At 67.3% G+C, this 25037-nt stretch carries 23 protein-coding genes; 15 read left to right on the forward strand and 8 right to left on the reverse strand.

What is annotated here, in order from left to right:
- Window positions 1-18 precede the first annotated feature (18 nt).
- From FBY28_RS19055 to FBY28_RS19085, 7 genes are all read left to right on the forward strand, one after another.
- Window positions 19-1368 (forward strand): haloacid dehalogenase-like hydrolase, encoded by a 1350-nt coding sequence (locus tag FBY28_RS19055; protein ID WP_216847816.1) that lies wholly within the window; start codon window positions 19-21, stop codon window positions 1366-1368.
- A gap of 179 nt (window positions 1369-1547) precedes the next feature.
- On the forward strand, window positions 1548-1991 hold the full coding sequence (rplM, locus tag FBY28_RS19060) for a 50S ribosomal protein L13 (RefSeq protein ID WP_030134557.1): 444 nt from the start codon (window positions 1548-1550) through the stop codon (window positions 1989-1991).
- A complete protein-coding gene (rpsI, locus tag FBY28_RS19065; protein ID WP_019511337.1) occupies window positions 1988-2503 on the forward strand; it encodes a 30S ribosomal protein S9 in 516 nt (171 codons plus the stop codon). The genes rplM and rpsI overlap by 4 nt, the downstream gene beginning before the upstream one ends.
- Window positions 2504-2804: 301 nt before the next feature.
- Window positions 2805-3290 carry a hypothetical protein gene (locus tag FBY28_RS19070; RefSeq protein ID WP_141868916.1) on the forward strand — a complete coding sequence of 162 codons (486 nt, stop codon included), beginning with the start codon at window positions 2805-2807 and terminating at the stop codon, window positions 3288-3290.
- Window positions 3291-3440: 150 nt separating this feature from the next.
- Window positions 3441-4778: a phosphoglucosamine mutase gene (gene glmM, locus FBY28_RS19075; protein WP_141868917.1), complete on the forward strand. Its 1338-nt coding sequence runs from the start codon at window positions 3441-3443 to the stop codon at window positions 4776-4778.
- 48 nt (window positions 4779-4826) lie between these two features.
- Complete coding sequence (locus FBY28_RS19080; protein ID WP_141868918.1) at window positions 4827-5126, forward strand: ESX-1 secretion-associated protein; 300 nt, start codon at window positions 4827-4829, stop codon at window positions 5124-5126.
- Between the two features lie 19 nt (window positions 5127-5145).
- Entirely contained in the window at window positions 5146-6453 is a 1308-nt protein-coding gene (locus FBY28_RS19085) for a hypothetical protein (RefSeq protein WP_141868919.1), read from the forward strand.
- Between the two features lie 104 nt (window positions 6454-6557).
- On the opposite strand, the gene FBY28_RS19090 is transcribed toward FBY28_RS19085, so the two are convergent.
- The 3 genes from FBY28_RS19090 to FBY28_RS19100 form a co-directional block, all read right to left on the reverse strand.
- Entirely contained in the window at window positions 6558-7982 is a 1425-nt protein-coding gene (locus tag FBY28_RS19090) for a DEAD/DEAH box helicase (RefSeq protein WP_286178256.1), read from the reverse strand.
- 113 nt (window positions 7983-8095) lie between these two features.
- Window positions 8096-9142, reverse strand: coding sequence for an LLM class F420-dependent oxidoreductase (locus FBY28_RS19095; RefSeq protein WP_141868920.1), 1047 nt, complete (start codon window positions 9140-9142; stop codon window positions 8096-8098).
- Window positions 9143-9216: 74 nt separating this feature from the next.
- Entirely contained in the window at window positions 9217-10059 is an 843-nt protein-coding gene (locus FBY28_RS19100) for a dienelactone hydrolase family protein (RefSeq protein WP_141868921.1), read from the reverse strand.
- A gap of 64 nt (window positions 10060-10123) precedes the next feature.
- Between FBY28_RS19100 and glmS the strand changes: the two genes are divergently transcribed.
- Window positions 10124-11986, forward strand: a complete 1863-nt coding sequence (gene glmS / locus FBY28_RS19105) for a glutamine--fructose-6-phosphate transaminase (isomerizing) (protein WP_141868922.1) — start codon at window positions 10124-10126, stop codon at window positions 11984-11986.
- 92 nt (window positions 11987-12078) lie between these two features.
- Here the strand turns inward: glmS and FBY28_RS19110 are convergent, their stop codons facing one another.
- A complete protein-coding gene (locus tag FBY28_RS19110; RefSeq protein WP_141868923.1) occupies window positions 12079-12561 on the reverse strand; it encodes a winged helix-turn-helix transcriptional regulator in 483 nt (160 codons plus the stop codon).
- Window positions 12562-12641: 80 nt separating this feature from the next.
- On the opposite strand from FBY28_RS19110, the gene FBY28_RS19115 reads away from it, so the two are divergent.
- Complete coding sequence (locus FBY28_RS19115) at window positions 12642-13802, forward strand: MFS transporter (RefSeq protein ID WP_216847817.1); 1161 nt, start codon at window positions 12642-12644, stop codon at window positions 13800-13802.
- 15 nt (window positions 13803-13817) lie between these two features.
- On the opposite strand, the gene FBY28_RS19120 is transcribed toward FBY28_RS19115, so the two are convergent.
- Window positions 13818-14555 (reverse strand): helix-turn-helix domain-containing protein, encoded by a 738-nt coding sequence (locus FBY28_RS19120; RefSeq protein ID WP_141868924.1) that lies wholly within the window; start codon window positions 14553-14555, stop codon window positions 13818-13820.
- Between the two features lie 222 nt (window positions 14556-14777).
- Between FBY28_RS19120 and cynS the strand changes: the two genes are divergently transcribed.
- From cynS to FBY28_RS19135, 3 genes are all read left to right on the forward strand, one after another.
- Entirely contained in the window at window positions 14778-15224 is a 447-nt protein-coding gene (gene cynS / locus FBY28_RS19125) for a cyanase (protein WP_141868925.1), read from the forward strand.
- A gap of 13 nt (window positions 15225-15237) precedes the next feature.
- Complete coding sequence (locus FBY28_RS19130; RefSeq protein WP_141868926.1) at window positions 15238-16089, forward strand: formate/nitrite transporter family protein; 852 nt, start codon at window positions 15238-15240, stop codon at window positions 16087-16089.
- A 90-nt stretch (window positions 16090-16179) separates the two neighbouring features.
- Entirely contained in the window at window positions 16180-17682 is a 1503-nt protein-coding gene (locus FBY28_RS19135) for an HNH endonuclease signature motif containing protein (RefSeq protein WP_141868927.1), read from the forward strand.
- An 18-nt stretch (window positions 17683-17700) separates the two neighbouring features.
- On the opposite strand, the gene FBY28_RS19140 is transcribed toward FBY28_RS19135, so the two are convergent.
- Entirely contained in the window at window positions 17701-18459 is a 759-nt protein-coding gene (locus tag FBY28_RS19140) for a DeoR/GlpR family DNA-binding transcription regulator (protein ID WP_141868928.1), read from the reverse strand.
- A 22-nt stretch (window positions 18460-18481) separates the two neighbouring features.
- On the reverse strand, window positions 18482-20461 hold the full coding sequence (locus FBY28_RS19145; protein WP_141868929.1) for a PTS mannitol transporter subunit IICBA: 1980 nt from the start codon (window positions 20459-20461) through the stop codon (window positions 18482-18484).
- 205 nt (window positions 20462-20666) lie between these two features.
- On the opposite strand from FBY28_RS19145, the gene FBY28_RS19150 reads away from it, so the two are divergent.
- On the forward strand, window positions 20667-21728 hold the full coding sequence (locus FBY28_RS19150) for a zinc-dependent dehydrogenase (RefSeq protein ID WP_141868930.1): 1062 nt from the start codon (window positions 20667-20669) through the stop codon (window positions 21726-21728).
- A 13-nt stretch (window positions 21729-21741) separates the two neighbouring features.
- On the opposite strand, the gene FBY28_RS19155 is transcribed toward FBY28_RS19150, so the two are convergent.
- Window positions 21742-22104 carry a hypothetical protein gene (locus tag FBY28_RS19155; RefSeq protein WP_141868931.1) on the reverse strand — a complete coding sequence of 121 codons (363 nt, stop codon included), beginning with the start codon at window positions 22102-22104 and terminating at the stop codon, window positions 21742-21744.
- Window positions 22105-22190: 86 nt separating this feature from the next.
- On the opposite strand from FBY28_RS19155, the gene FBY28_RS19160 reads away from it, so the two are divergent.
- Both FBY28_RS19160 and gad read left to right on the forward strand, forming a co-directional pair.
- The gene (locus tag FBY28_RS19160; RefSeq protein ID WP_141868932.1) at window positions 22191-23609 is read left to right on the forward strand and encodes an NAD(P)H-hydrate dehydratase; all 1419 of its coding nucleotides are present in this window, start codon (window positions 22191-22193) and stop codon (window positions 23607-23609) included.
- Between the two features lie 10 nt (window positions 23610-23619).
- Window positions 23620-25023 (forward strand): glutamate decarboxylase, encoded by a 1404-nt coding sequence (gene gad / locus FBY28_RS26250; RefSeq protein ID WP_141868933.1) that lies wholly within the window; start codon window positions 23620-23622, stop codon window positions 25021-25023.
- Window positions 25024-25037: the final 14 nt, after the last annotated feature.

Raw genomic sequence — 25037 nt, forward strand, 5'->3', positions numbered from 1 at the left:
CCCACTCAGGAGATGACCGTGTTCCCCCATGTCCGCAGGATGGTCCTGCCCGTCGTCGCCGCCTCGGCGGTTGTGACCTTGGCGCTGTCGGGGTGTAGCTCCGACAGTGGCCAACGTGCTGACGGCCAACGTGCTGACGGCCAACGTGCCGACAGCACCGCACCCGAGAGCACGGGGGCGGCGAGCACCACCGGTGCGGCCTCGGCGCCGGACTGCCGGGTGCTGGCCGACGACCCCGGCTGGTACGGCGACAATCGTGCGCGTATCGACGCCATGATGGCGCAGATCGGACGCTGCGGTGCCGCCGGCGACATCGCCGAGGGCGCTCCGCTGGCGCTGTTCGACTGGGACAACACCGTCGTCAAGAACGACATCGGCGACGCCACCTTCTTCTGGATGGTCCGCAACGGCAAGCTGCGCGCGCCGAAGGGCGGGGACTGGTCCACCACGAGCCCCTATCTCACGCCCGCCGCCGCGGGAGCCTTGTCGCGGGCCTGCGGTGCCGCCGGTCCCGGGCAGCCGATGCCCACCGATACCGATACCCGCTGCGCCGACGAGTTGGTGTCGGTCTACAGCGAGGCCGAGACCACGGCCGAGGAGCCGGCGTTCGCCGGGTACAACGCCCGCCGGATCGAACCCGGTTATGCCTGGGCGGCGCAGATGCTCGCGGGCTGGCCGGAAAAGGAGCTCGAAGGGTTCGTCGAACAGGCCCGCCGGCAGAACCTGGATGCCGCCGAGGGCGCCGAGCAGAAGGTCGGGACCACCGAGCAGACCGGGTGGGTGCGCTACTACCCGCAGATGCGCGATCTGATCGGTGCGCTGCAGGCCAACGGCTTCGACGTCCGGATCATCTCGGCCTCGGCCGAACCGGTGGTCCGGGTGTGGGCCGCCGAGTTGGGTATCCCCGCCGACAAGGTGATGGGCGTCCGCACCGAACGCGACGGGGACGTGGCGACCTCGCGTCTGGTCCCGTGCGGCGGCGAGCTCTCCATCCCGTACATCGAAGGCAAGCGCTGCCGGGTCAACGAGCAGGTGTTCGGGGTGCGCGGACCCGCCGCCTATCAGCAGCAGCCCGAACCGCGCCGGGCCGCGTTCGGCGCCGGGGACTCCGATACCGATATCAGTTTCCTCGATGACGCGACCGCCCTGCGGCTGGCGATCAACCGGAACAAGGACGAGTTGATGTGTACGGCCTACGACAACGCCGACGGGCGCTGGATCATCAATCCGATGTTCATCGACCCCGCCGAGCAGGCCGAACCGTACTCTTGTGCGACCGAGGGCTATATCGAACCCGACGGCGGTACGGGCCCGTTGCGCCGCGCCGATGGCACCGTGGTGCCCGACCAGGCCGATTCCGTGCACTGACGGTGCCGTTCGCCCGCTGGGACGCGTTTTGACCTGGGCAGATGTCTGCCGGTAAGCTCCACCGTCGGCGTGTGCTGCCCTTCCGAGGGCATACGGGCCCCGGGTCAACGTCGGTCGCCGGGAGCCTCATCGCATGCGCCGGACCGGCACGTAACCCGAGAGAAGAGAAGGTAAGCACTGTGCCTACTTACACGCCGAAGGCGGGTGACACCACGCGTTCGTGGTACGTCATCGACGCCCAAGACGTGGTGCTCGGCCGGCTCGCCGTCGAAGCAGCAAAGCTGCTGCGCGGCAAGCACAAGCCGACATTCACGCCCAACGTCGACGGTGGCGATTTCGTCATCGTCATCAACGCCGAGAAGGTCTCCCTCAGTGGAGACAAGCTCACCAAGAAGTTCGCTTACCGCCACTCGGGTTACCCCGGTGGTCTGCGTCGGCGCACCATCGGCGAGCTGCTGGACAAGCACCCCACGCGCGTGGTCGAGAACGCCATCGTCGGGATGCTCCCGCACAACAAGCTGAGCCGTCAGGTGCAGAAGAAGCTGAAGGTGTACGCCGGCCCCGAGCATCCGCATGCCGCGCAGCAGCCGATTCCGTTCGAGATCAAGCAGGTGGCGCAGTGACCGAAGCCGAAGTGACCGAAGTTACCGAAGAGGTCGTCGAGACCCCGACCGGTGAGTACGTCGAAGAAACCGTCGTCGTCGAAGAAGGTGTCGAAGAGGCCGCCCCGCGCGAGCCCGTCTACATCGATCGCCCCATCCAGACCGTCGGCCGCCGCAAGGAGGCCGTGGTTCGCGTGCGCCTGGTTCCCGGCACCGGAAAGTTCAATCTGGACGGACGCTCGCTGGAGGCGTACTTCCCGAACAAGGTGCACCAGCAGCTGATCAAGGCTCCGCTGGTGACCGTTGACCGGGTGGACAGCTTCGACATCTACGCCCACCTCGATGGTGGCGGCCCGTCCGGCCAGGCCGGCGCGCTGCGGCTGGCTATCGCTCGTGCGCTGATCCTGGTGCAGCCCGAGGACCGCCCGGCACTGAAGAAGGCCGGGTTCCTGACCCGCGACCCGCGTGCCATCGAGCGCAAGAAGTACGGCCTGAAGAAGGCCCGCAAGGCGCCTCAGTACAGCAAGCGCTGATCTGTCGTCTTTCGGCCGCCGGGTGTGGAGCAATCCACACCCGGCGGTTTCTTTTTATCGTGACCTTCTTTGCTCTGTCACCGTCTGCGCTGGTCACGCGCCGCTACGGCCGATAGCCGGGGGCTCATACCGAGAGTGATCCAGGTCTCTTCCGGGTTTGATTCCTCGACGCGATGGTGAACCGTGGTGACCGAGGAGCGGGGGCGCGCTTGCGCGTCCGGGCAGATCCGATCTGCCGTCGGTACGAGTCAGTCAGCTCGTAGTGAGACCGAACCGCTCCCGCTGACTGAAAGGATGCTCGATGAAGAACACCATGATGACGCGTATGACCGCCGGCGCCGCGATGAGCGGAGCCCTGCTGTTGTTCGGTGGCGCCGCCGTTGCCGCCGCCCAGCCCGAGGACGGCAAGGTGGACCTGTCGATCGGTACCGCAGGCGTGCTGACCAACGTGCCGGTCACCACGGCCGCGCAGATCGCCTCGGACCTGTGCAAAACCGATCTCGGCGAAGTGACCGTGACCGCGGAGAGCGTGGACACCGCCGGTGCCCAGCAGAGCGCCTGCACCAACGCGACGGTGGGCCAGGTCGACTTCCGACAGAATGGCCAGCAGCCGGACGGGGCCACCACACCGGCCGCCCCGGCGCCGGCCACCGCCGAGGGCGCGTCGTACTCCGAGGAGCCGGTCCAGACCGACGAGCCCGTCGGTGACGAGGCCCCCGCGGGCTCGACCGACGAGGCCCCGGAGACCACCGTGACCCCGGTCCCGCAGCCGGAGCCGGCCGGCTGATCTGATCGCCGTATTTCAGCCCGATCAAGCCACTGCCCGCGTCCATCGGACGCGGGCAGTGGTGTTTCTCGGGGGATCGGTGGTAACTCCCGTGGGGCCGCCGGGCTGTCAGTTCGCTCTGGAGCCCTCGCGTATGAGAAATTTGACGTCATGGCTCGACTGTTCGGCACCGATGGCGTGCGTGGAGTCGCCAATCGTGACCTCACCGCGGAACTGGCGGTGGCGCTCGGTTCGGCGGCCGCACGGCGGCTCGGCTCGGTATCGACAACGGGCCGCCGGGTGGCGGTGGTGGGTCGGGATCCGCGGGCCAGCGGCGAGATGCTCGAGGCCGCGGTCATCGCGGGCCTGACCAGCGAGGGCGTCGACGCACTGCGTGTCGGCGTCCTGCCCACACCCGCGGTGGCTTATCTGACCAGTGCGTATGACGCCGACTTCGGCGTCATGATCTCCGCGTCGCACAACCCGATGCCCGATAACGGCATCAAGATCTTCGGGCCCGGTGGGCACAAGCTCGATGACGCCGCCGAGGACCGCATCGAGGAGCTGGTCAGTTCCGGTCCGGGGCAGCGTCCGGTCGGCGCCGATATCGGCCGCGTCGTGGGCGCCGAGGACGCGCTGGATCGCTACCTGCGCCACGTCGCCAAGGCCGTCACCACACCGCTGGACGGCATCAGGGTGGTAGTCGACTGCGCCAACGGCGCCGGTTACGCCGCCGCTCCGCTGGCCTATCGTGCCGCGGGCGCCGAGGTGATCGCCCTCAGCGCGGAGCCCGATGGCCTCAACATCAACGATGACTGCGGTTCCACACATATGGAGGCGCTCGCGGAGGCGGTCGTCGCGCACGGGGCGCACCTCGGTCTGGCGCACGACGGTGACGCCGACCGCTGCCTGGCCGTGGATGCCGATGGCCGCATCATCGACGGTGACGCGATCATGGTGATGCTGGCCCTTGCCATGCAGGAATCACAGGAACTTGCGTCCAACACGCTGGTCACGACGGTGATGAGCAATCTGGGCCTGCATGTCGCGATGCGTGCCGCCGGCATCGACGTGCGTACGACCGCCGTCGGTGACCGCTATGTCCTCGAAGAGCTGCGGTCCGGGGAGTTCTCGCTCGGCGGTGAACAGTCCGGGCATATCGTGCTGCCCAGCTTCGGCACCACCGGCGACGGGATCGTCACCGGGTTGCGGCTGATGTCCCGGATGGCTCAGACCCGCAGTACCTTGGCGGACCTGACCGCGCCCATGCAGACGATGCCGCAGGTGTTGATCAACGTCGCCGTGCACGACAAGGCGACCGTTGCGCAGGCCCCCGCCGTCCAGGAGGCCGTCGCCGAAGCCGAGGCCAAGCTCGGCGATACCGGCCGGATCCTGTTGCGGCCCTCCGGAACCGAGCAGGTGGTGCGGGTGATGGTGGAGGCTGCCGATGCCGATACCGCCCGCCAGCTGGCCGCGCAGGTGGCCGAATCGGTGAGCCGACACACCTAGCCGCGGATTGGATGGAACCGCAGCCGTGCCCGGTGCGTCCTATTCCGTATGGGATACATCGACTCGGCGCGGATGGATGTCACCGCGGTACTTAGTGCCGCGCAGCGCTACGACAGCGTCGCCGGCATCCTCGACGATGCCGTGGGCCGCGCACACACGGTGTTCGGTGCTGCCGGAGCGGGCCGCGAGTACGCCGACGGCGGTGCGCTGGTGCAACGCACCGTCGCCGAAGCCCTCGGTCAGCTTCGAGCGTGGGCGGCGGCGAATCGCGAGGTCGCATCGAGTCTGCGGATCTCGGCTGCCGATTACGCCGATATCGACGCCCGCGCCGCCCGACGGATCGGATGACACGGTGCTGGAGCAGGGGATGCCCGCCGTCGAGGTGCTGACCGAGTATGTGCGGGCGTGCCGCCGGCTCGGGCACGACACGCCCGACCCGGAGCTGCTGCACACCGCCTACACCGCAGAACAGTCGCTGGATCTCGGCGCGCTGGCCGCCGACTGCCGGACACTGTCGGCCGCCGCTGCCGCTGCGGAGGAGGCGCTGACCGAACAGGACGGCGCGCGCACCGTGGTGCTGGCGCAATGGCACGGTGTCGGTGGTGATGTCGCCGCCGATTTTCTGCGCAGGCATGCCGACGCGTCGGCCGTGGCGGTCGACAATCTGCGTTGCGCGGCAACAGCATTGCGGGACCTGGCCGATCGTCTGCGGCAGCTGGTCGAGGAGAAGGTCGGCACCACCACCGATATCGAGGCGCGTGGCGTGCGCGAGATGTGGCTGAGTGCGTCGCGCACGGTCACCACCGGCGCCGGTGATCTTTCGGCGGCCAGCGAGCTGGTGGATCAGCAGGTGGCGCCGTTTGTCGCCACCGATATCGCCGGTGACTGGGTCACGTCGATGCGTTCGACGGAGCGGTCCATCCGGGATGCGTATCGCGCGGCCGCGGACGCGGTGGGCCCGGCAGCCTCGTTCGCCGGCCCCGGCCGGCCGGTGCTGCCGGAGCCGATTGCGGCAGAAAGCGTGACGGCGCAACCGTTCTCGTATGCTCCGCCGGCGACGGTACCCGCCGGGTTCTCGGCCGAACAGATGGCGACACCCACGCCGTCTGCTGCCCCGGCAGCTGTGCCGTCGCCGGCGGCACAGCCCGTTTCGCCACCGGAAACGCCTGCCGCCGGGCCGCTGCCCGCGGGCGGCGGAGTGGGTGCCATGCCGTCACCGGCCGCGGGACTGTCCGGTCTGTCGGGTCTTGGCCAGCCGTTCGCGGACATGCTGGGTGGGCTGTTCGGATCGGGAGCTTCCGGCGTGTCGTCGGACCCTTACGGAGTGGACGATCCCTTCGACGTCAGGGGTGACGTGGCGGACGATGACGAGGCGCTCGACGAGGCGGACACCGACCCGCAGGATGAGGCCGAAGAAGAGGATGCCGAAGACGAGCAACCCGAAGATGAAGAGTCCGAAGAAGAAGCGTCCGATGATGAGGAGTCCGAGGAGCGCGGGCCCGGGGCCGTCACGGTCGAGGAGATGCCGCTGGGTGCCGCCGAGGCAGCGCCGGTTGCCACCCCGGTACCCGCAGCATTGCCCGAGCCACCTGTCGATCCCGCTCCGCCGGCTGCACCACCGCCCGCCACACCATGCGAGATCGCTGCCGATGCACTCCCTCAGGCGGGTCCGTGAGTTACCTACCGCTGTGCTCGCCGATGACCCCGCGAACAGACAGCTGTTCCCCCTAGAACCGTGATTCTAGGGGGAACATGAGTCTGCTCGCGGGGCGGAGAAGGTCAGCGCGGGGAAGCGGCGCCGCTGCGGCGTGGCCGGGCACGACGCGCTCCGGCATTCCCGGCAGGGGCGCCGGCGCCACCGGATCCACTGTGCCGTGCGGGCTTACGCCGACGGCTGGACTGTCCGGCAGGACGCGCGGCGGGTTGCTCGGGCACGTCCAGCACGATCGGTCCGCTGAACGTCCGCTCGCCGGGGGCGATCTCCTGCAGGACCGGATGCTCGGCACCGCGGAACTTGGTCACGGTGGCCTTCACGCCCGCCTTGCGGGTGAGCACCTTGACGTCGGAGACCTGGCTGTCCAGCATCAGCGTCACCACGGTGCCCTCGCTGCCTGCACGCGCGGTCCGGCCGGACCGGTGCAGGTAGGCCTTGTGCTCGACCGGCGGATCGGCATGCACCACCAGGTTCACGTCGTCGACGTGGATGCCGCGAGCGGCGATGTCGGTGGCTACCAGCACCGTCGCCGACCCGTCGGAGAAGGCGCCGAGGTTGCGGGTGCGCGCATTCTGGGACAGGTTGCCGTGCAACTCGACCGCCGGTACGCCGCGCGAATTGAGCTTGCGGGCAAGGCCTTTGGCTCCGTACTTGGTGCGGGCGAAGACGATGGTCCGACCGGGCGATGCGGCAAGGTCGGCCAGTACCTCGAAGCGGGCGTCATGCTCGACGTGCAGCACGTGGTGCACCATCGCCGAGACGGGGGACTGCTCGGAGTCCACGCTGTGCACGACCGGGTCATGCAGGTAACGCTGGACCAGCACGTCGATGCCGTTGTCCAGGGTGGCCGAGAACAGCAGGCGCTGGCCGTCGCGAGGCGTGCGGTCGAGCAGGCGCTTGACCGGCGGCAGGAAGCCGAGATCGGCCATGTGGTCGGCCTCGTCGAGCACCGTGATCTCCACGCCCGACATGTCGGCGTGGCCGGACTTCACGTGATCTTCGAGCCGTCCTGGGCAGGCGATGACGATATCGACACCGTCACGCAGCTTTTGGATCTGCGGCTGGGCGCCGACGCCACCGAAGATGGTCACCGACTTCAATCCGGTGGCCTTGGCCAGCGGTGCCAGCGAGGCGTCGATCTGGCTGACCAGTTCGCGGGTCGGGGCGAGGATCAGGGCGCGGAACCGGCCCGAACGGCGAGGCTGCGGCGCGGCGGCAAGTCGTCCGACCACGGGCAGCAGGAAGGCGTAGGTCTTACCCGATCCGGTCTTGCCGCGGCCGAGGACATCGCGGCCGGCCAGTGAGTCGGGCAGCGTCGCAGCCTGAATGGGGAAGGGGGACTCGATGCCGCTGGCAGCGAGTGTGGAAACAACGGCCTCGGGCAGCCCGAGGTCGGAAAAGGTGGGCACGTAAAAGCTCCAGATAGATAGAGTGCGGTCGTCCTGCCCGGCGCGGGTGATCCCGCGGCGCTCGGTGTGACGATCGGCCACGGCGTAGAAATCGCCTTGGCGAAGCGGCAAAAGGCAGAACAGACGATGCCGCTGGGCACCACCCTACCCAATGAGACACGCGTGCCCCAATTATGAGGCGTGCATCACCCTTCTCAGATGTCGCCGGTGAGGGTGACCAGCTCCTCGGTGAAGCGGTGTGCCTCGGCGCCGTCGACGGCGAGCGGATGCACCAGCATGGTGGTCACCCCGGCCTCCTTGTACGCGGCCAGGCGTTCCTTGACGTATCCGCGCGGACCGACCAGCGAGACGTTGCGCACCAGATCGTCGGGAACCGCAGCGATCGCCTCCTCCTTCTTGCCCGCCAGGAACAGGTCCTGGATGTGATCGGCGACCTCACCGAACCCGTAACGGGTGGCCAGTTTGTGATAGAAGTTCTGCCCCTTGGCGCCCATGCCGCCGATATACAGCGCCAGCTGCGGTTTCGCCCACGCCAACCGGTCCTCGACATCGTCGCCGATGGCCAGGCTGGCGCTGACCATGATGTCCAGCGGGCCGAGTGCGGGATCACGTTTGGCGTAGCCGGCCCGTAGCGAGTCGCCCCACACGTCGTCGGCTCTCTCCGGGTAGAAGAAGATCGGCTGCCAGCCGTTGGCGATCTCTGCTGTCAGCTCGACGTTCTTCGGTCCGAGTGCCGCGATGGTGATCGGGATATCCTCGCGCACTGGGTGATTGATCAGCCGCAGCGATTTGCCGAGCCCTGTGCCGCGGTCGGCGGGCAGCGGGATCTGGTAGTGCTTGCCGTCGTAGGCGACCTTCTCTCGGCGCCACACCTGCCTGCAGATATCGACAACCTCGCGGGTGCGCCCCATCGGCGCGTCGAACGGCAGGCCGTGAAAGCCCTCCATCACCTGCGGGCCGGAGGTGCCGATGCCGAGGCGAAAGCGACCGTCGGAGACGTAATCGAGTCCGGCGGCGGTCATGGCCAGCAGGGTCGGGGTGCGCACGTAGATGGGGACCACACCGGTGCCGAGTTCGATCGTCGAGGTCTTGGCCGCCAGATAGCCCAACTGGCTGATGGCATCGAACGAGTAGGCCTCGGCGACCAGCGCGATGTCGACGCCGACCTTCTCCAGTTGGACGACCTGCTCGGCGGCCTCTTTGAAGCCGCCTGCGTAACTGAGGAAGATGCCGGTGCGCATGGCTGCGTTTATATCACCAACCAGTTGGTTGGATGCCAGTCGGTTGGATGCTTGTCGGCCGGACGTTTCCGGCGTCAGCCTTTCAGCAGCGCGACGACCTTGTCTTCCAGCGTCGGCTGCTCGGCTTGGGGATCCAGCGCCACCGTCTTGGGCAGCGTCACCTCGGGATCGGCGAAGTCGCGGTAGGTCTTGTCCCCGGCCAGAACGAACAGCAGATAACCGGTCAGCAGCGCCCGTACCGCCTTCTGGGTGCCCTTGTCGGCGCCGGGCAGGCCCACCGCCTTGGCCAACCGCCTGCCCTCCACGAGGCCGCCGGACTCGCCCTTGCTGACGATCCGCAACGTCGACGACGTCCAGGCCTGCGCCAGCGCGTCCGCATTGGAACGGAGGGAACTCGAATCAGCCGAGGCCCGCAGGATCAGCCCCGGAAGCGCCAGCCCGGCAGCGGGTTGCTCGGACGTGGGGCTGCTGACCGCGGGAAACAGGGCCGCAGCGGTCTTGAGTCGCGATCCCATGCCTGCTGCGGCGAAGACGGCGGCAGAGCCGCCGAAACCATGCCCGACGACGCCGAGCTTGCTCGGGTGAACGCTGATCTTGCCGGGCCCCAACCGCACCCCGGCGATGATGTCCAGTGTGGTGCCCAGGTCGACGGCGAGGTTCAGCACCGACGGCGCGAAGGTCTTCTCGGTGTCGGGGGCCGCCGCGACGATGCCCCACGAGGCCAGGTGCTCCAACGTTCCCGCATAGCGGTCGCTACCGGTCAGCCAGTCGTGGCCGAAGGCGATGCCCGGCAGATTGAACCCCGATTCCGGGGTGTAGACGACGCCGGGCTGGCCGGCGAACGCGAGGTCCCCACGCAGCACACGGTGCGGTCCGCGCCGGGTCAGGGCTGCGAAGAGCTTCTTCGTCTTGGCCACGCATAGACCCTAGTCGACGCGCGTGCACGGGCGGAGGATCGGCACTGGACTACCCTGGGACGCTATGTGTGGAATCGTCGGCTACGTCGGACGGCGCCCTGCCTGCGAGATCGTCGTCGACGCGCTGCGCCGGATGGAGTACCGCGGATACGACTCGTCAGGTGTGGCCTTGCTCGACGGCTCAGGTGGTCTGACCGTGGAACGTAAGGCCGGCCGGCTGGCTAATCTGGAAGAAGCGCTCGGCCAGGCCGGTGGTGACGCGCTCGTCGGCAGTACCGGGATGGGGCATACCCGGTGGGCCACCCATGGGCGGCCGACCGATCGCAATGCCCACCCGCACCGTGACAGCAGCGGCAAGTTCGCCGTGGTGCACAACGGCATCATCGAGAATTTCGCCGGGCTGCGTGCCGAACTGGAAGCCGTCGGCGTCGAGTTCGCCAGCGATACCGATTCCGAGGTCGCGGTGCACCTGGTGGCCCAGGCCTTCCGCCACGGCGATACCGCCGGGGACTTCGTGGCGTCGGTGCTCGCGGTGCTGCGCCGCCTGGAGGGGCACTTCACCCTCGTGTTCGCCTTCGCCGACGAACCGGGGACCATCGTGGCGGCCCGCCGCTCGACCCCGCTGGTGGTCGGTGTCGGCGACGGCGAGATGTTCATCGGTTCCGATGTCGCCGCATTCATCGAGCACACCCGCGAGGCCGTCGAGCTCGGGCAGGACCAGGCCGTGGTGATCACCGCCGACGGCTACCGGGTCACCGACTTCGCCGGTGAGGATGCGCCTGCCCGGCGTTTTCATGTCGACTGGGACCTCAGCGCCGCCGAAAAGGGTGGTTACGAGTACTTCATGCTCAAGGAGATCGCCGAGCAGCCGACCGCGGTCGCCGAGACACTGCTCGGTCACTTCGAGGGTGGTCGCATCGTTCTCGACGAGCAGCGGCTCTCCGATCAGGAGTTGCGCGAGGTCGACAAGGTGTTCATCGTTGCCTGCGGCACGGCGTATCACTCCGGGTTGCTGGCCAAGTACGCCATCGAGCACTGGACGCGGCTTCCGGTCGAGGTGGAACTCGCCAGCGAATTCCGTTATCGCGACCCGGTTCTCGACCGCAGCACGCTGGTGATCGCCATATCGCAGTCCGGTGAGACCGCCGACACCCTTGAGGCGGTCCGGCATGCCAAGGAGCAGAAGGCCAAGGTGCTGGCCATCTGCAACACCAACGGCAGCCAGATTCCGCGCGAGGCCGATGCGGTGCTCTACACCCGGGCCGGACCGGAGGTCGGGGTGGCGTCCACCAAGACCTTCCTGGCGCAGGTGACGGCCAATTATCTTGTCGGCCTTGCCCTTGCGCAGGCTCGCGGCACCAAGTACGCCGACGAGGTCGCCCGCGAGTATCGCGACCTGGAGGCCATGGCCGCTCAGGTCGAACGGGTGCTGGGATGCATGGACCCGGTCACCGAGTTGGCCCACAAGTTCGCCAACTCCTCGGCGGTGCTGTTCCTGGGTCGCCATGTCGGCTATCCGGTGGCGCTGGAGGGTGCGCTCAAGCTCAAGGAACTCGCCTACATGCACGCCGAGGGTTTCGCCGCCGGTGAGCTCAAGCACGGGCCGATCGCGCTCATCGAGGACGGCCTGCCGGTCATCATCGTGATGCCGTCGCCGAAGAGCGCGGCAACACTGCACGCCAAGCTGCTCAGCAACATTCGGGAGATCCAGGCCCGCGGCGCGGTCACGATCGTCATCGCCGAGGAGGGTGATGACACGGTGGCCCCGTACGCCGATCACCTTGTCGAGATCCCGGCGGTATCGACGCTGTTCCAGCCGTTGTTGTCGACGATCCCGATGCAGGTGTTCGCCGCGGGTGTCGCGCAGGCGCGTGGTTATGACGTCGACAAGCCGCGCAACCTGGCCAAGTCGGTCACCGTCGAGTAGCGCTGTGGGAGTCGGGCATCACACGCGGTGACCGGTGAGTGCCCCGACGAGATCGCTGCGCGGACAAGCGAGTTCTGGGCAGGCGTCGACCGCTAGTTGCTGCGCGACCGTCGGCCCGTTCGGGTGGGCCGCCGGACGGTGGTGGTGTCGATGTCGATTCGGTGACCGTGCGAGTCGGTCGGGCGCAGTTCGGCCAGCGGGCGGCCGTTCTCGTCGACGAGGACTGACCGCGCTTCCTCGTCGGCGAAGGTATGTCGCTCGCCCCATTGGCGCATGGCCACGATGACGGTGAACAGGTCGCGGCCTACGTCGGTGAGCACATAGATCTGGCGGCGCCCCGATGCCGCGGTCTCTCGGGTGAGGATGCCGTGCTCGACGAGTCGGCGAAGCCTGTCCGTGAGGATGTTGCGCGCCACGCCGGTGCGATGCTGGAAGTCGGTGAAGGACCGTGCGTTGTCCATCGCATCGCGAATGATCAGCAGGCTCCACCGGTCTCCCACGAGGTCGAGCGTGCGCGCGACGGGACACGTGGGGTCGGTCCACGTCACGTCGTCGACGTGTACGACGGGCACCATCACGCCTCCCGATGAGTTGCGAATTGAAACTATTCTGCCATAGTTGGAATGGTTGCGAATTGCTACTGATTGGGGGCGGCGTGAGACTCGGGCGGAGGATCCTGCTCGCGATGGTCTGCGCCGTCGCTGTCGCGACGGTCTACGTCGCCCAGCCGATGCTCGTGCAGATCGGGCGAGAGTGGGGCGTGTCCGAATCTGGCCTGGGATGGATCGTGGCGGCAGGGCAGATCGGCTACCTGGTCGGCCTGGCCGTCCTGGTTCCGCTGGGTGACATGCTGGACCGGCGCGCGCTCATCGGCGGCCAACTCTTCCTCGCCGCGGTCGGGATGCTGGTTGCCGCGCTCGCACCCGGTCTGTGGGTCCTGCCCATCGGTCTGGCCGTGACCGGGTTCTTCGCCGTGATCGTGCAGACCACCGTCGCCTTCGCCGCCGACCTGTCGACTCCCGCGGAGCGGGGCCGCACACTCGGGATGGTCACGTCCGGTGTCGTCATCGGGATCCTGGGTGCGCGAATCCTTGCGGGGATTCTCGCCGACATGTGGGGATGGCGAAGCGTCTATGCCGCTCTCGTGCTGCTACTCGTCGTGCTCTCGATCACGGTGCTCGCACAGCTTCCGGCAGAGCACAGGTCTGGTGGCAGGTCCTACCGCGACGTCGTGGTGTCGCTCGGGAGCCTCTTCGGCGAACCGCTGTTCCTCTCGCGTGGGCTGATTGCGTTCTTCCTCTTCGCGTCATTCGGCACGCTCTGGAGCGGACTCGCCCTACCTCTCGCCGCCGAGCCCTGGCAGCTGAGCCCGGCTCAGATCGGCGTGTTCGGGATCGCCGGGCTTGCCGGTGCGCTGGGAGCGGCGCGGGCCGGCCGATGGGCAGACGCCGGTAGGGCCGACGTCGTGACCGGGGCAGCGCTGGCCCTGTTGGCGCTGTCCTGGATGGCATCTGGGCAGGCGAGCTGGTCGCTCTGGCTGGTGATCGTCGGCGTCATCGTCCTGGACTTCGCGGTCCAGGCCGCGCACGTCAGCAACCAAGCCCTTCTCACTGCTGCCTACCCGCACCAGACCAGCAGTGCCATCGGCGGTTACATGATCTTCTATTCACTGGGCTCCGCACTCGGCGCGACCGCCACCACCACGACGTACGCAGTCCGCGGATGGACAGGATCTACCGTGCTCGGTGCGAGCTTCGCGCTCTGCGGCCTGCTCGCCTGGGCACTCGGCCGGCGTACGGTGGCGGCGCCGCGTTGATCCGTTGCGGTGTGGTCAGCCGGCCCGGCGTGCACGTTCACTCGGCGGGACGCCGTACTGGCGGCGGAAGGCTCGATTGAACGTTCCCTGGTCGGTGAAGCCGCTCGCCCGGCGCGCGTGGCTGACCGATGAGCCTCGAGCGATCAGGCTGTCCGCGTGTTCCAGTCGGTGGCGCCGGATCTCGTTCGCGGGCGATCGGCCGTCCTCGGCAAGCAACTGCTGAACCGATCGCAGCGAGAGATGGAACTGCGCGGCCAACCGGGCCGCCGTGAAATCCGGGTCGTGGAAGTGCGTGCGGATGTACCCGAGCAGCCGGGCGCGCAGCTCGGAACGTGTCGGGGCGAGGTCGTGGTGATCTCGCGAAGGGGTTGTCGCTGCGATACGTTCGGTCGCGTCGACGAAGGTCAGCAGCCGAGTGCCGCTGGTGCCCAGAGGTTTTGCCGACCATGTCACAGGGATGGGCTGACCCGCACGGGTGATGAACCACTCGTGGGCGGTCACACTCGTCGGGCCGCAGCCGTCCAGGATCGGGCAGGCGTGCGACGGGTAGCGCGATCCGTCGGGATGCCATTCGTGCAGGGTGTCGTGGCTGGGCGCCCCGATGACGTCATCGACGGATCGGTACCCCAGCATGGTCAGCGCGGCCTGGTTCGCCAGGGCCACCGCGCCGTCCGGTCCGATGACCCACAGCGGGGTCGGGGCCACGTCGATGACCGCCGACAGCGTGCCGGCATCGAGGGAAGTCTCGTTCACCACATCCCACCTGGATTCCGATAGTGGCCTCGACAGTAGGTTGCCTGCGTTTCGGGTGTGTTTCGACGGGCGTTACGTTGCGGTTAAACGACATCCGTCATCGTGGTCCTTCGCAAAATGCCGGATTCTCTTCGCCTTCTGCCATGGGCAGCGGGGCGTGAACTCGGGTGATATGGACCCGAACATCATTGGAACCGACAACCGCATGTGAGGAGACCGCGCATGGCATACGACGTTGCCTCGCCCGTCATCACCGAGATCGAACAACGGCGTTCCGAAACCGGGATCAGCTGGCAGAGCATCGCCGACCACATCGACCGCCCGCTGGTGTGGACCGTAGCGGCACTGCTGGGCAGCCACCCGATGCCCGCCGAGCAGGCCCGCCAGGTCGGCGAGCTACTCGATCTCAGCGCCGAAACCGTTGCCGCGCTTGCGCGTCAGCCCTATCGGACCGCAGATCCCGCCCTGCTCACCGATCCGACCATCTACCGGTTCGTCGAGTTGGTCAACGTGTATGGACCGACGTTCAAGGCCCTCATCCACGAGGAGTTCGGGGACGGCATCATGAGCGCCATCAACTGCAATGTGTCCTTCGCGCGCCGGTCCGATCCCGACGGTGACCGAGTTGTCCTGACGATCGACGGCAAATTCCTGCCGTACCACTGGTAGGAGGAGACCGGACATGTCCTACGTCAAACCAGCCGAACTCGCGACCCGCATCATCGACGCGGGTGAGTCCAAGGTGTTCATGTCGACTCGCGACACCCTGATTCGTGCTTACATGGCGGGTGCCATCCTGGCGCTCGCGGCAGCTTTTGCTATCACCATCTCGACGAAGACGGGGGAGCCGCTACTCGGGGCGGTGCTGTTCCCGGTCGGCTTCTGCATGCTGCACCTGCTCGGATTCGATCTGTTGACAGCGGTATTCACCTTGGTGCCGCTGGCCTGGCTGGACAAGCGGCCGGGAGTGACGCTCGCGCCGATGCTGCGAAACTGGGGTCTGGTGTTCCTCGGAAACCTCCTCGGCGCACTGACGGTCGCGGTGTTCATGGCGGTGTACTTCACCTACGGGTTCAGCGTGGCGCCCGATGCCGTCGGGCAGGCGATCGGTGAGATCGGCGCCGGGCGTACGGTCGGTTACGCCGATCACGGCGCCGCGGGCATGCTGACGTTGTTCCTGCGCGGGGTGATGTGCAACTGGATGGTGTCGATGGGTGTGGTGGGTGCCATGATGTCGGATAGCCTGCCCGGCAAGGTGATCGCCATGTGGATGCCGATCATGGTGTTCTTCTACCTCGGTTTCGAGCACTCCATCGTCAACATGTTCCTGTTCCCGTCGGGGCTGATGCTTGGTGGTGAATTCACCATCGTGGATTATCTTGTGTGGAACGAGATCCCCACCGTGCTGGGCAATCTCGTCGGCGGACTGGCCTTCGTCGGATTGGTCATCTACGCCACGCATGGCAGGACCGGACCGCTGCGTCCGCGGCCGAACGAGCTCGTCTCGGTCGACAAGGCTGTGACCAAGGCCTGACCGGTTGGCCGAGGTGGCCGGCATCATCGGCCGCACGCTGATGGGTCGGACATGATTCTGTTGTCAGAGGTGCGGAGTAATCTCGGAGACATGATCGAACACCAGTTCGAAGGACCGGGAATGATGGTGGCTGACCACCTCGATGCCGCGCGCGATCAGCTGCGCACCGAACGGGTCGCCGTGGCGGCCAAGATTCTGGCGGCGGGCCGGTTCGCGCTGGCGCGGATGGCTGAGCTGGGCCACGCCTTCGAGGACATGATCATCGATGACTGGGAACTGGCTGCCGCCGAACTGGGCGCCGAGCTAGGGATCAGCCGGGGTCGGGCCTGCACGCTGATCACCCAGGGCCGCGACCTGATCGTTCGGCTCCCGACATTGGCCGACGTGTTCGCTCAGGGGGCGGTGGATCTGCGGGTGCTGCGGGTCATCCTCCATCGCGTCGCGTTGATCGTGAACCCCGACGTCATGTCGGTCATCGACACCCAGCTCGGCGAACAGGCCACCTCGTGGAACGCCCTGTCCGATGAACGGATCGGTGACTTGGTCGACTGGATGGTGGTCGATGTGGACCCCGAGGCGGTCCGTCGGGCCCGAGAGGCGCGGCGCGGCCGGCGTATCACGGTGGAGCCCTTCGGGGACGGCATGGTCGAGATCTACGGCCGCGTCGATGCCGCCAAGGGCGCGGTTTTCGATCAGGGGTTGGACGCGCTGGCCCGCACCACGTGCCCAGCGGACCCGCGCACCTTCCACGAGCGGCGCGCAGATTCGGTGGACGCCCTGACAGCGGGTGCGAGAAGCATCCCGTGCCTGTGCGGACGTCCGGAATGCCCAGCGGCCGACAATGAGGTCGCCCAGGGACGCTTCGTGATTCACCTGCTGGGCGAACGGGACTCAGTTATCGAAGCGCGCACCGGACATGCTGACGAACCCTCTGATGGCGAGCAGCGCACCGACACCACCCCCGTGGACCCGGTTGAAGCAATCCAGCCGGCGCGACCGACCCGGCCCGCGCTGATCCCCGGATACGGTGTGATCACAGGCGAAGCTCTGGTCGACCTGATCCCGCAGGCCACAATCCGGCCCGTCCCCGCGGCGACCGATCTGAGCACCGAGCGCGGCTATCACCCGTCGCGGGGGCTGACTGACTTCATCGGCTGCCGCGACCTGACGTGTCGCTGGCCGGGCTGCACCGTGGCGCTGGCGCGCTGCGATATCGACCACACCACACCCTGGCCCTACGGTCCGACACATCCGTCGAACACCAAGCTGTACTGCCGCATTCACCATCTGATCAAGACATTTCACTGCGGGCCCGGCGGCTGGACCGACCAGCAACATCTCGACGGCACCCTCACACTCACCGCCCCCAACGGCCGGACATACACCACGAAACCCGACGGAGCGTTGTTCTTCCCTCGGCTAGCGGTACCCACGGCAGAACTGGGTCCGATCACCGTGCCATCACCGTGCCCGGGCCGAGAACGGGCTGCCCCCAAACGATCCCGCACCCGCGCCCAGAACCGGGCCTACCGAATAGCCCACGAACGCGCGCTCAACCGCGCGGCCATCGATGCCGATCCGCCGCCCTTCTGACCGGCAGCGCCGGGGGAGTCACACCCGGATGACGTTGGGGCCCAGGGCCTCGTAGCGGTGCGCTTCGTGTGCCGACAGTTCGGTGCCCGTGATGATCGTCTGGAAATCGGCGATATCGGCGAATCGGCAGAAGTGCGATTCACCGAACTTGGAGTGCGCCGCCACCAACACGCGCCGGCTCGACACCTGGACCGCCGTCTTCTTCACCGCCGCCACTGCCGGATCCGGCGTGGTGATGCCGTGCTCGGTCGAGATCCCGTTGGTGCCCATATAGGCCACATCGATGACAAGCCCGCGTAACCGCTCCAGCGCCCATTCGTCGACACACGCCAGCGTTCGCCCGCGCATCCGCCCACCCAGCAGTAGCACCGTGACCGTCTCGCTGTGTGCCAGCGCCTCCGCCGCCAGCAGCGACGCCGTCACCACGGTGAGTTGTCGGTCGGCTAGCAGCTGTGCGATCAACCGCGGGGTGAACCCCTCATCGACATAGACGGTTTCGGCGCCGTGCAACTGTTCGACCGCCGCCCCCGCGATCCGATGCTTCTGCGCCAGATCGACCTGGCTGCGGAACTCGACACCGGATTCGAACGCCGCCGTCTCCAACGGCACGGCACCGCCGTGCACCCGCTTGAGCAGTCGCCGACCCGCGAGCACCTTCAGGTCGCGACGGATGGTCTCCGTCGCGACCTGAAGTTCTGCAGCCAAGGCCGGCACCTCGACCCGCCCACGACTACGGGCGAACTCGACGATCTGACGCTGGCGAGTGTCCGAATCCACGGTGGACATTCTCCACCGACAACTAGTCGCCGGCCGTCAGCACGGCACGGATCTCCTCGGCGCTGGTCGCGGCGCGCAGCCGGGCAACCTGGTCCTTGTCCAGGAACACGTGCGCGATCTTGGTCAGCAACGCCATGTGGTCGTTACCCGCCCCCGCGATGCCGACCACGAACTCCGCGGGCTTGCCGTTCCAATCGATCGGTTCGGCGTAGCGCACAAAGGAGATACCGGTCTTGCGGATCGCGGTCTTCGCGTCGTTGGTTCCGTGCGGAATGGCCAGGCCGTTGCCCATATAGGTCGACACCGACTTCTCCCGCTCGTGCATGGCGGTGACGTAGCCGGGCTCGACCGCGCCGGCGTCCACGAGCAGACCGCCGGCCTCGTCGATGGCCGCCGACGCCGTGCCGCCGGTACCGCTGAGCACGATCGAGGACAGTGGCAGCACATCGTCACCGGGCGAGTCCGATGCGGGCGCGGCAGCCTCCTCGACCGGGGCCGCCCCCGTGCCGCCGTTGGTCTTGCGCAACAACTCGACGATCTCGTCATAGGCGGGGGTGCTCATGAAGTCCTCCACCGAGACATGCACCGCCGAACCGGTTCGCTGCTTGGCCCGGTCGGTCAGGTCGCGGTGGGTGACGACCAGTCCGTAGCTGTCGGTGAGGTTCGCGATGGACTGGTTGGTCACCTTCACATCACCGAACCCCGCGGCGTTGACCTTCTTGCGCAACACCGAGGCACCCATCGCCGAGGAGCCCATCCCCGCGTCGCAGGCGAAGACGATGTTCTGGATACGCCCGCCACCGGTCAACATCCCGGACACGCTGGACTTCTTGCCCTTCATCGACTCCATGGACGCGGTGGCCGCGGTGAGATCGCCGTCGTCGGTGGCCTTGTCGGTCTTGAGCAGGAAGGCCGCCACGACGAAGGAGACCGCTGCAGCGCCGAGCACCGACAGGGTGACACCGAGGAAGCTCCCGCTGGCGGTCTGGGCGTAGATCGCGATGATCGAGCCGGGTGCGGCCGGGGCGCGCAGACCGGAACCGAACAGCACGTTGATGAACACACCGGTCATGCCGCCGAGGATGGTGGCGATGATCAGCTTGGGCTTCATCAGCACGTACGGGAAGTAGATCTCGTGAATGCCGCCGAAGAACTGGATGATCGCCGCACCGGGAGCCGATGCGCGGGCCGCGCCCTTGCCGAAGAACATGAACGCCAACAGCAATCCCAGCCCGGGGCCCGGATTGGCCTCGAGCAGGAACAGGATGGATTTACCGGTCTCCAGCGCCTGCGTGGTGCCCAGTGGCGTCAGCACGCCGTGATTGATGGCGTTGTTGAGGAACAGCACCTTGGCCGGTTCGATGAGAATCGAGGTCAGCGGCAGCAGGTTGTTGTTGACCAGGAAGTCCACGGCGCTGCCGGCGCCGCGGGTGAAACCGGAGACGATCGGGCCGATCCCGAAGAACCCGAAGATGGCCAGCAGCATGCCGAGGATGCCCGCGGAGAAGTTGTCCACCAGCATCTCGAAGCCGGGCCGGATCTTGCCTTCCCACAGCGCATCCAGCTTCTTCATGCACCAGCCGCCCAGCGGGCCCATGATCATCGCGCCCATGAACATCGGCACGTCCGCTCCGGCGACGACGCCCATGGTCGCGATGGCGCCGACCACCGCGCCGCGGTTGCCGTGCACCATCCGGCCGCCGGTGAACCCGATCAGCAACGGCAGCAGGTAGGTGATCATCGGGCCGACGATCCCCGCGCCGTCATAGCTGCCCCAGCCGCCGATCTTGGCGACCCAGCCGTCGGGATCCTGCAGGCTGGTGAAGAGAGCCTGCAGCCAGCCCTGCTCGATGAACAGCGCCGTGATCAGGCCCCAGGCGATGAACGCGCCGATATTGGGCATGACCATGTTGGACAGGGCGGTACCGAGTTTCTGCACGCGTACCCGCGCTCCGGTCCGCGGGGCGGGGGACCCATCCACTGGTGCGTTGGCGAGGGACATCCGATGACCTCCGGTTCACTGCAGTTCCGAACCGGACGCTTCGGTGACGCCGGTCACATGCATATCTAGTAATACGCATACCTGGGCAGCAATGCAAGAGATTCGGGCAAAAACGGGCGAACAAATCTGTGGTTTTATGACCGAATTGCGGTTAGGCTCCCAACCAAGACATCGCTGCGAAGGTCGACAACCGAAAGGACCGCGCATGTTAGCCCTGCGTTTCTATGCCCCCGAGGACGTTCGCCTGGAAGACGTGCCCGAGCCGGAATGCGGTCCCGACGAGGTGAAGCTGCGGGTGCGCAACTGCTCCACCTGCGGCACCGACGTCAAGATCTTCCACAACGGGCATCAGAACCTCACCCCGCCGCGCACCATCGGCCACGAGATCGCGGGCGAGATCGTCGAGGTCGGCGCTGATGTGAATGCGACCTACGGCAGCGACTGGGCGGTCGGCGACCGCGTCCAGGTGATCGCCGCGGTGCCGTGCGGGGAATGCCACGAGTGTCGCAAGGGCTGGATGGCCGTGTGCCAGAACCAGACGTCGATGGGCTACCAGTACGACGGTGGTTTCGCCGAATACATGATCGTGCCCCGACAGGTTCTCAAAGTCGATGGGCTGAACAAGATTCCGGACAATGTCGGATTCGACGAGGCCTCGGCGGCCGAACCCTTCGCCTGCGCCATCAATGCCCAGGAACTGCTCGGCATCGAAGAGGGTGACACCGTCGTGGTCTTCGGTGCGGGACCGATCGGATGCATGCACATCCGTATCGCGCGTGGCGTGCACAAGTGTGGGCCGATCTACCTCGTCGACGTCAACGACGCCCGACTCAAGATGTCCGCCGACGCGGTCAACCCGGACGGTGTCATCAACGCCGCCGAGGTCGACGTCGTCGAGAAGGTCATGGAGCTCACCGGCGGTCGCGGCGCCGATATCGTGATCACCGCGACGGCCGCCAACATCGCCCAGGAACAGGCCATCGCGATGGCCGCCCGCAACGGCCGGATCTCGTTCTTCGGTGGACTCCCCAAGACCGATCCGACCATCACCTGCGATTCGAATGTCGTGCACTACCGCCAGTTGCACATCCACGGCGCCAACGGTTCGGCTCCCGAGCACAACAAGCGCGCCCTGCAGTACATCTCCACCGGGCAGGTGCCGGTCAAGGATCTGATCACCCGGCACATCCCGCTGGAGAACGTGCTGGACGCCTTCGACATCGTCAAGAACGGCGAGGCCATCAAGGTCACGGTCGAACCGTCCTGACCGGTCGGCCGGGTCAGCCGCCCACCGCGATGATGTAACCGGCGATCCCCGCCACGCAGGCACCGCAGCACAGGACCAGGGTGCCGATCGCGAACGGCCAGGCCCTGCTCCGTCGCACCAATCTGACGATGGTGAACGCGGTGCCCGCCACCCACAACACACCGGCGGTGATGAACCCCGCGAACATCGCGCTGACCCCGGCGTCGATATGGCAGGTGGCAGGCGGGCAGTAGTCGGTGAACGCCATGAAGAAGATGCCGAAGAACGCCGCCACCGCGCCGCCGGCGACGGCCAGCAACAGGGCCGTGATCGAGATCGCGATATCGATGCCTGACACCGGAGGTTTCTGCGGCGGGTACCCGTACGGGTGGGTCATGACGCCCGATCGTATGGCCTGACCACGTGTGGTGACGGTGAACGCGTAACGTGTTGGCGCGCGGGCACGAGAGGGGACGGCTGCCGATGCGGAACTACTACAGCGCGGATGCGATCCGCGCCGCCGAGGCGCCGCTGCTCGCATCGCAGCCCGAGGGGACCCTGATGCGTCGGGCCGCGTACGGTCTGGCGGGCGTCGTCGCCGCAGAATTGCGCCGCCGTACCGGCGGCATCGCCGGACGCACGATCTGTGCCGTGGTCGGTTCCGGTGACAACGGCGGTGACGCGCTCTGGGCGGCGACCTTTCTGCGGCGTCGCGGTGTCCACGCGTCGGCGGTGCTGCTCGCGCCGGACCGCACGCACCGCCGGGCGCTCGCCGCGTTCCGCAAAACCGGTGGCCGAATCGGCGAAACCATCCCGTCGACAACAGATCTGGTCATCGACGGCGTGGTCGGGATATCCGGTCGCGGCGCGCTGCGTCCCGATGCCGCCGCGGTCTTCGCCGCCACCGACGCACCCGTCGTCGCCGTGGATCTGCCCAGCGGTATCGACGTGCACACCGGCGCAGTCGAGGGTGCGCACGTGACGGCCGCGGTCACCGTCACCTTCGGCGGCCTCAAACCCGTTCACGCACTGGCCGATTGCGGCCGGGTCGAACTCGTCGACATCGGTCTGGATCTACCGGGCTCGGACATAATCGGACTCGACGCCGCCGATATCGCGGACTGCTGGCCGGTCCCGGGCCCGCACGATGACAAATACAGCCAGGGCGTGACCGGCGTGATGGCCGGCTCGGCGACCTATCCGGGCGCGGCGATCCTGTGCACGGGAGCGGCCGTCGCGGCCACCTCCGGAATGGTGCGTTACGCGGGAACCGCGGTTGCAGAGGTGGTTTCGCACTGGCCCGAGGTCATTGCTACGTCCGATCGCGAGTCCGCGGGCCGGGTGCAGGCCTGGGTGGTGGGCCCGGGCCTGGGCACCGACGAAACGGCTGCCGAGGCGCTGCGCTGGGCGCTGCGGACCGACCTTCCGGTGCTCGTCGACGCCGACGCGCTCACCCTGCTGGCCGCCGCGCCCGAGCTGGTGGCAGACCGGCGCGCGCCCACGGTGCTCACCCCGCACGCCGGTGAGTTCGCCCGGCTGGCCGGTGCGCCGCCCGGCTCCGACCGGGTGGCGGCCACCCGCGGCCTCGCCGACCGTCTCGGTGCCACCGTCCTGCTCAAGGGCAATGTCACGGTGATCGCCGAACCCGGCTCGAAGACGGCCTACCTCAACCCCGCGGGGCAATCCTGGGCTGCCACGGCCGGTTCCGGTGACGTGCTGTCCGGCGTGATCGGCGCACTGCTGGCCGCGGGCGTGCCTGCCGGCCTCGCCGCGGCGGCCGGCGCGTTCGTGCATGCCCGCGCGGCCCGCGCCGCCGCCGAAGACCCCGGACCGGCGCCTGCGCCGACATCGGCCGCGCCGATTCTGGCCCATCTGCGTGCCGCGTTGGGCTCCGTCCTCTAGAAAGGAACACATGCCCAACGTCTCCCGTCATTCCTCGCTGAGCCCCGCCTACACCGGACGGCTGTCGACCAGCCCGATCCCGGCCTTGCGGTTGCCGGACGAGTCGATGGAGCCCGAGCAGACCTATCGCTTCATCCACGACGAGCTCATGCTCGACGGCAGTTCGCGGTTGAACCTCGCGACGTTCGTCACCACCTGGATGGACCCCGAGGCCGACCAGCTGATGTCGGAGACGTTCGACAAGAACATGATCGACAAGGACGAGTACCCGGTCACCGCGGCCATCGAGCAGCGTTGCGTGTGCATGGTTGCCGACCTGTTCCACGCAGAAGATCTGCGCGACGACGATCCGTCGACGGCGGTCGGGGTGTCGACGGTCGGCTCGAGCGAGGCGGTCATGCTGGCCGGCCTGGCGATGAAATGGCGGTGGCGGGCCAAGATCGGTGGCGACAAGGGCGACGGGTGGAAGGGCCGCACCCCGAACCTGGTGATGGGCTCCAACGTCCAGGTGGTGTGGGAGAAGTTCTGCCGCTACTTCGACGTCGAGGCCCGGTACCTGCCGATGGCCGACGGACGCTACGTGATCACCCCCGAGCAGGTGCTCGACGCCGTGGACGAGGACACCATCGGCGTGGTCGGCATCCTGGGCACCACCTACACCGGCGAGTTGGAGCCCATCGGCGAGATCTGCGCCGCCCTCGACCGCCTGGCCAAGGACAAGGGACTCGACATCCCGGTCCACGTAGACGCGGCCAGCGGCGGTTTCGTCGTCCCGTTCCTGCACCCGGACGTGGTGTGGGATTTCCGGTTGCCGCGCGTGGTGTCGATCAACGTCAGCGGCCACAAGTACGGGCTGACCTACCCGGGCATCGGCTTCGTGGTGTGGCGCAACAAGGAGTACCTGCCCGAGGAGCTGGTCTTCCGGGTCAACTACCTCGGCGGGGACATGCCGACGTTCACGCTGAACTTCTCCCGCCCGGGCAACCAGGTGGTCGGCCAGTACTACAACTTCCTGCGCCTGGGCAGGGAGGGCTATCTGCAGGTGATGCGCTGCCTGTCGGAGACCGCGCAATGGCTGGCCAGGGAACTCGTCGTGATGACGGTCGACCACAAGCAGTTGTTCGAGGTCATCACCGACGGATCGGCCATCCCGGTGGTCGCGTTCAAGCTGGCCACCGAGACCCCCTACACGGTGTTCGACATCTCGGCGATGTTGCGAAGCTACGGCTGGCAGCTACCGGCCTACACCATGCCCGACGATGCCACCGACGTCGCGGTCCTGCGGATCGTCGTGCGTGAGGGGTTCTCGGCGAACCTGGCCCGCGCACTGCGCGACGATCTGGTCGAGGTACTGGGCAAACTGTCCAAGGTCGGCATCGGCGGCTTCGCCGACGAGGAGCATTTCGCCCACTGATCCGAGGTTTGGGA

Origin of the sequence: Arthrobacter sp. SLBN-53, from assembly GCF_006715585.1 — a bacterium.
Taxonomy (GTDB): domain Bacteria; phylum Actinomycetota; class Actinomycetes; order Mycobacteriales; family Mycobacteriaceae; genus Mycobacterium; species Mycobacterium neoaurum_A.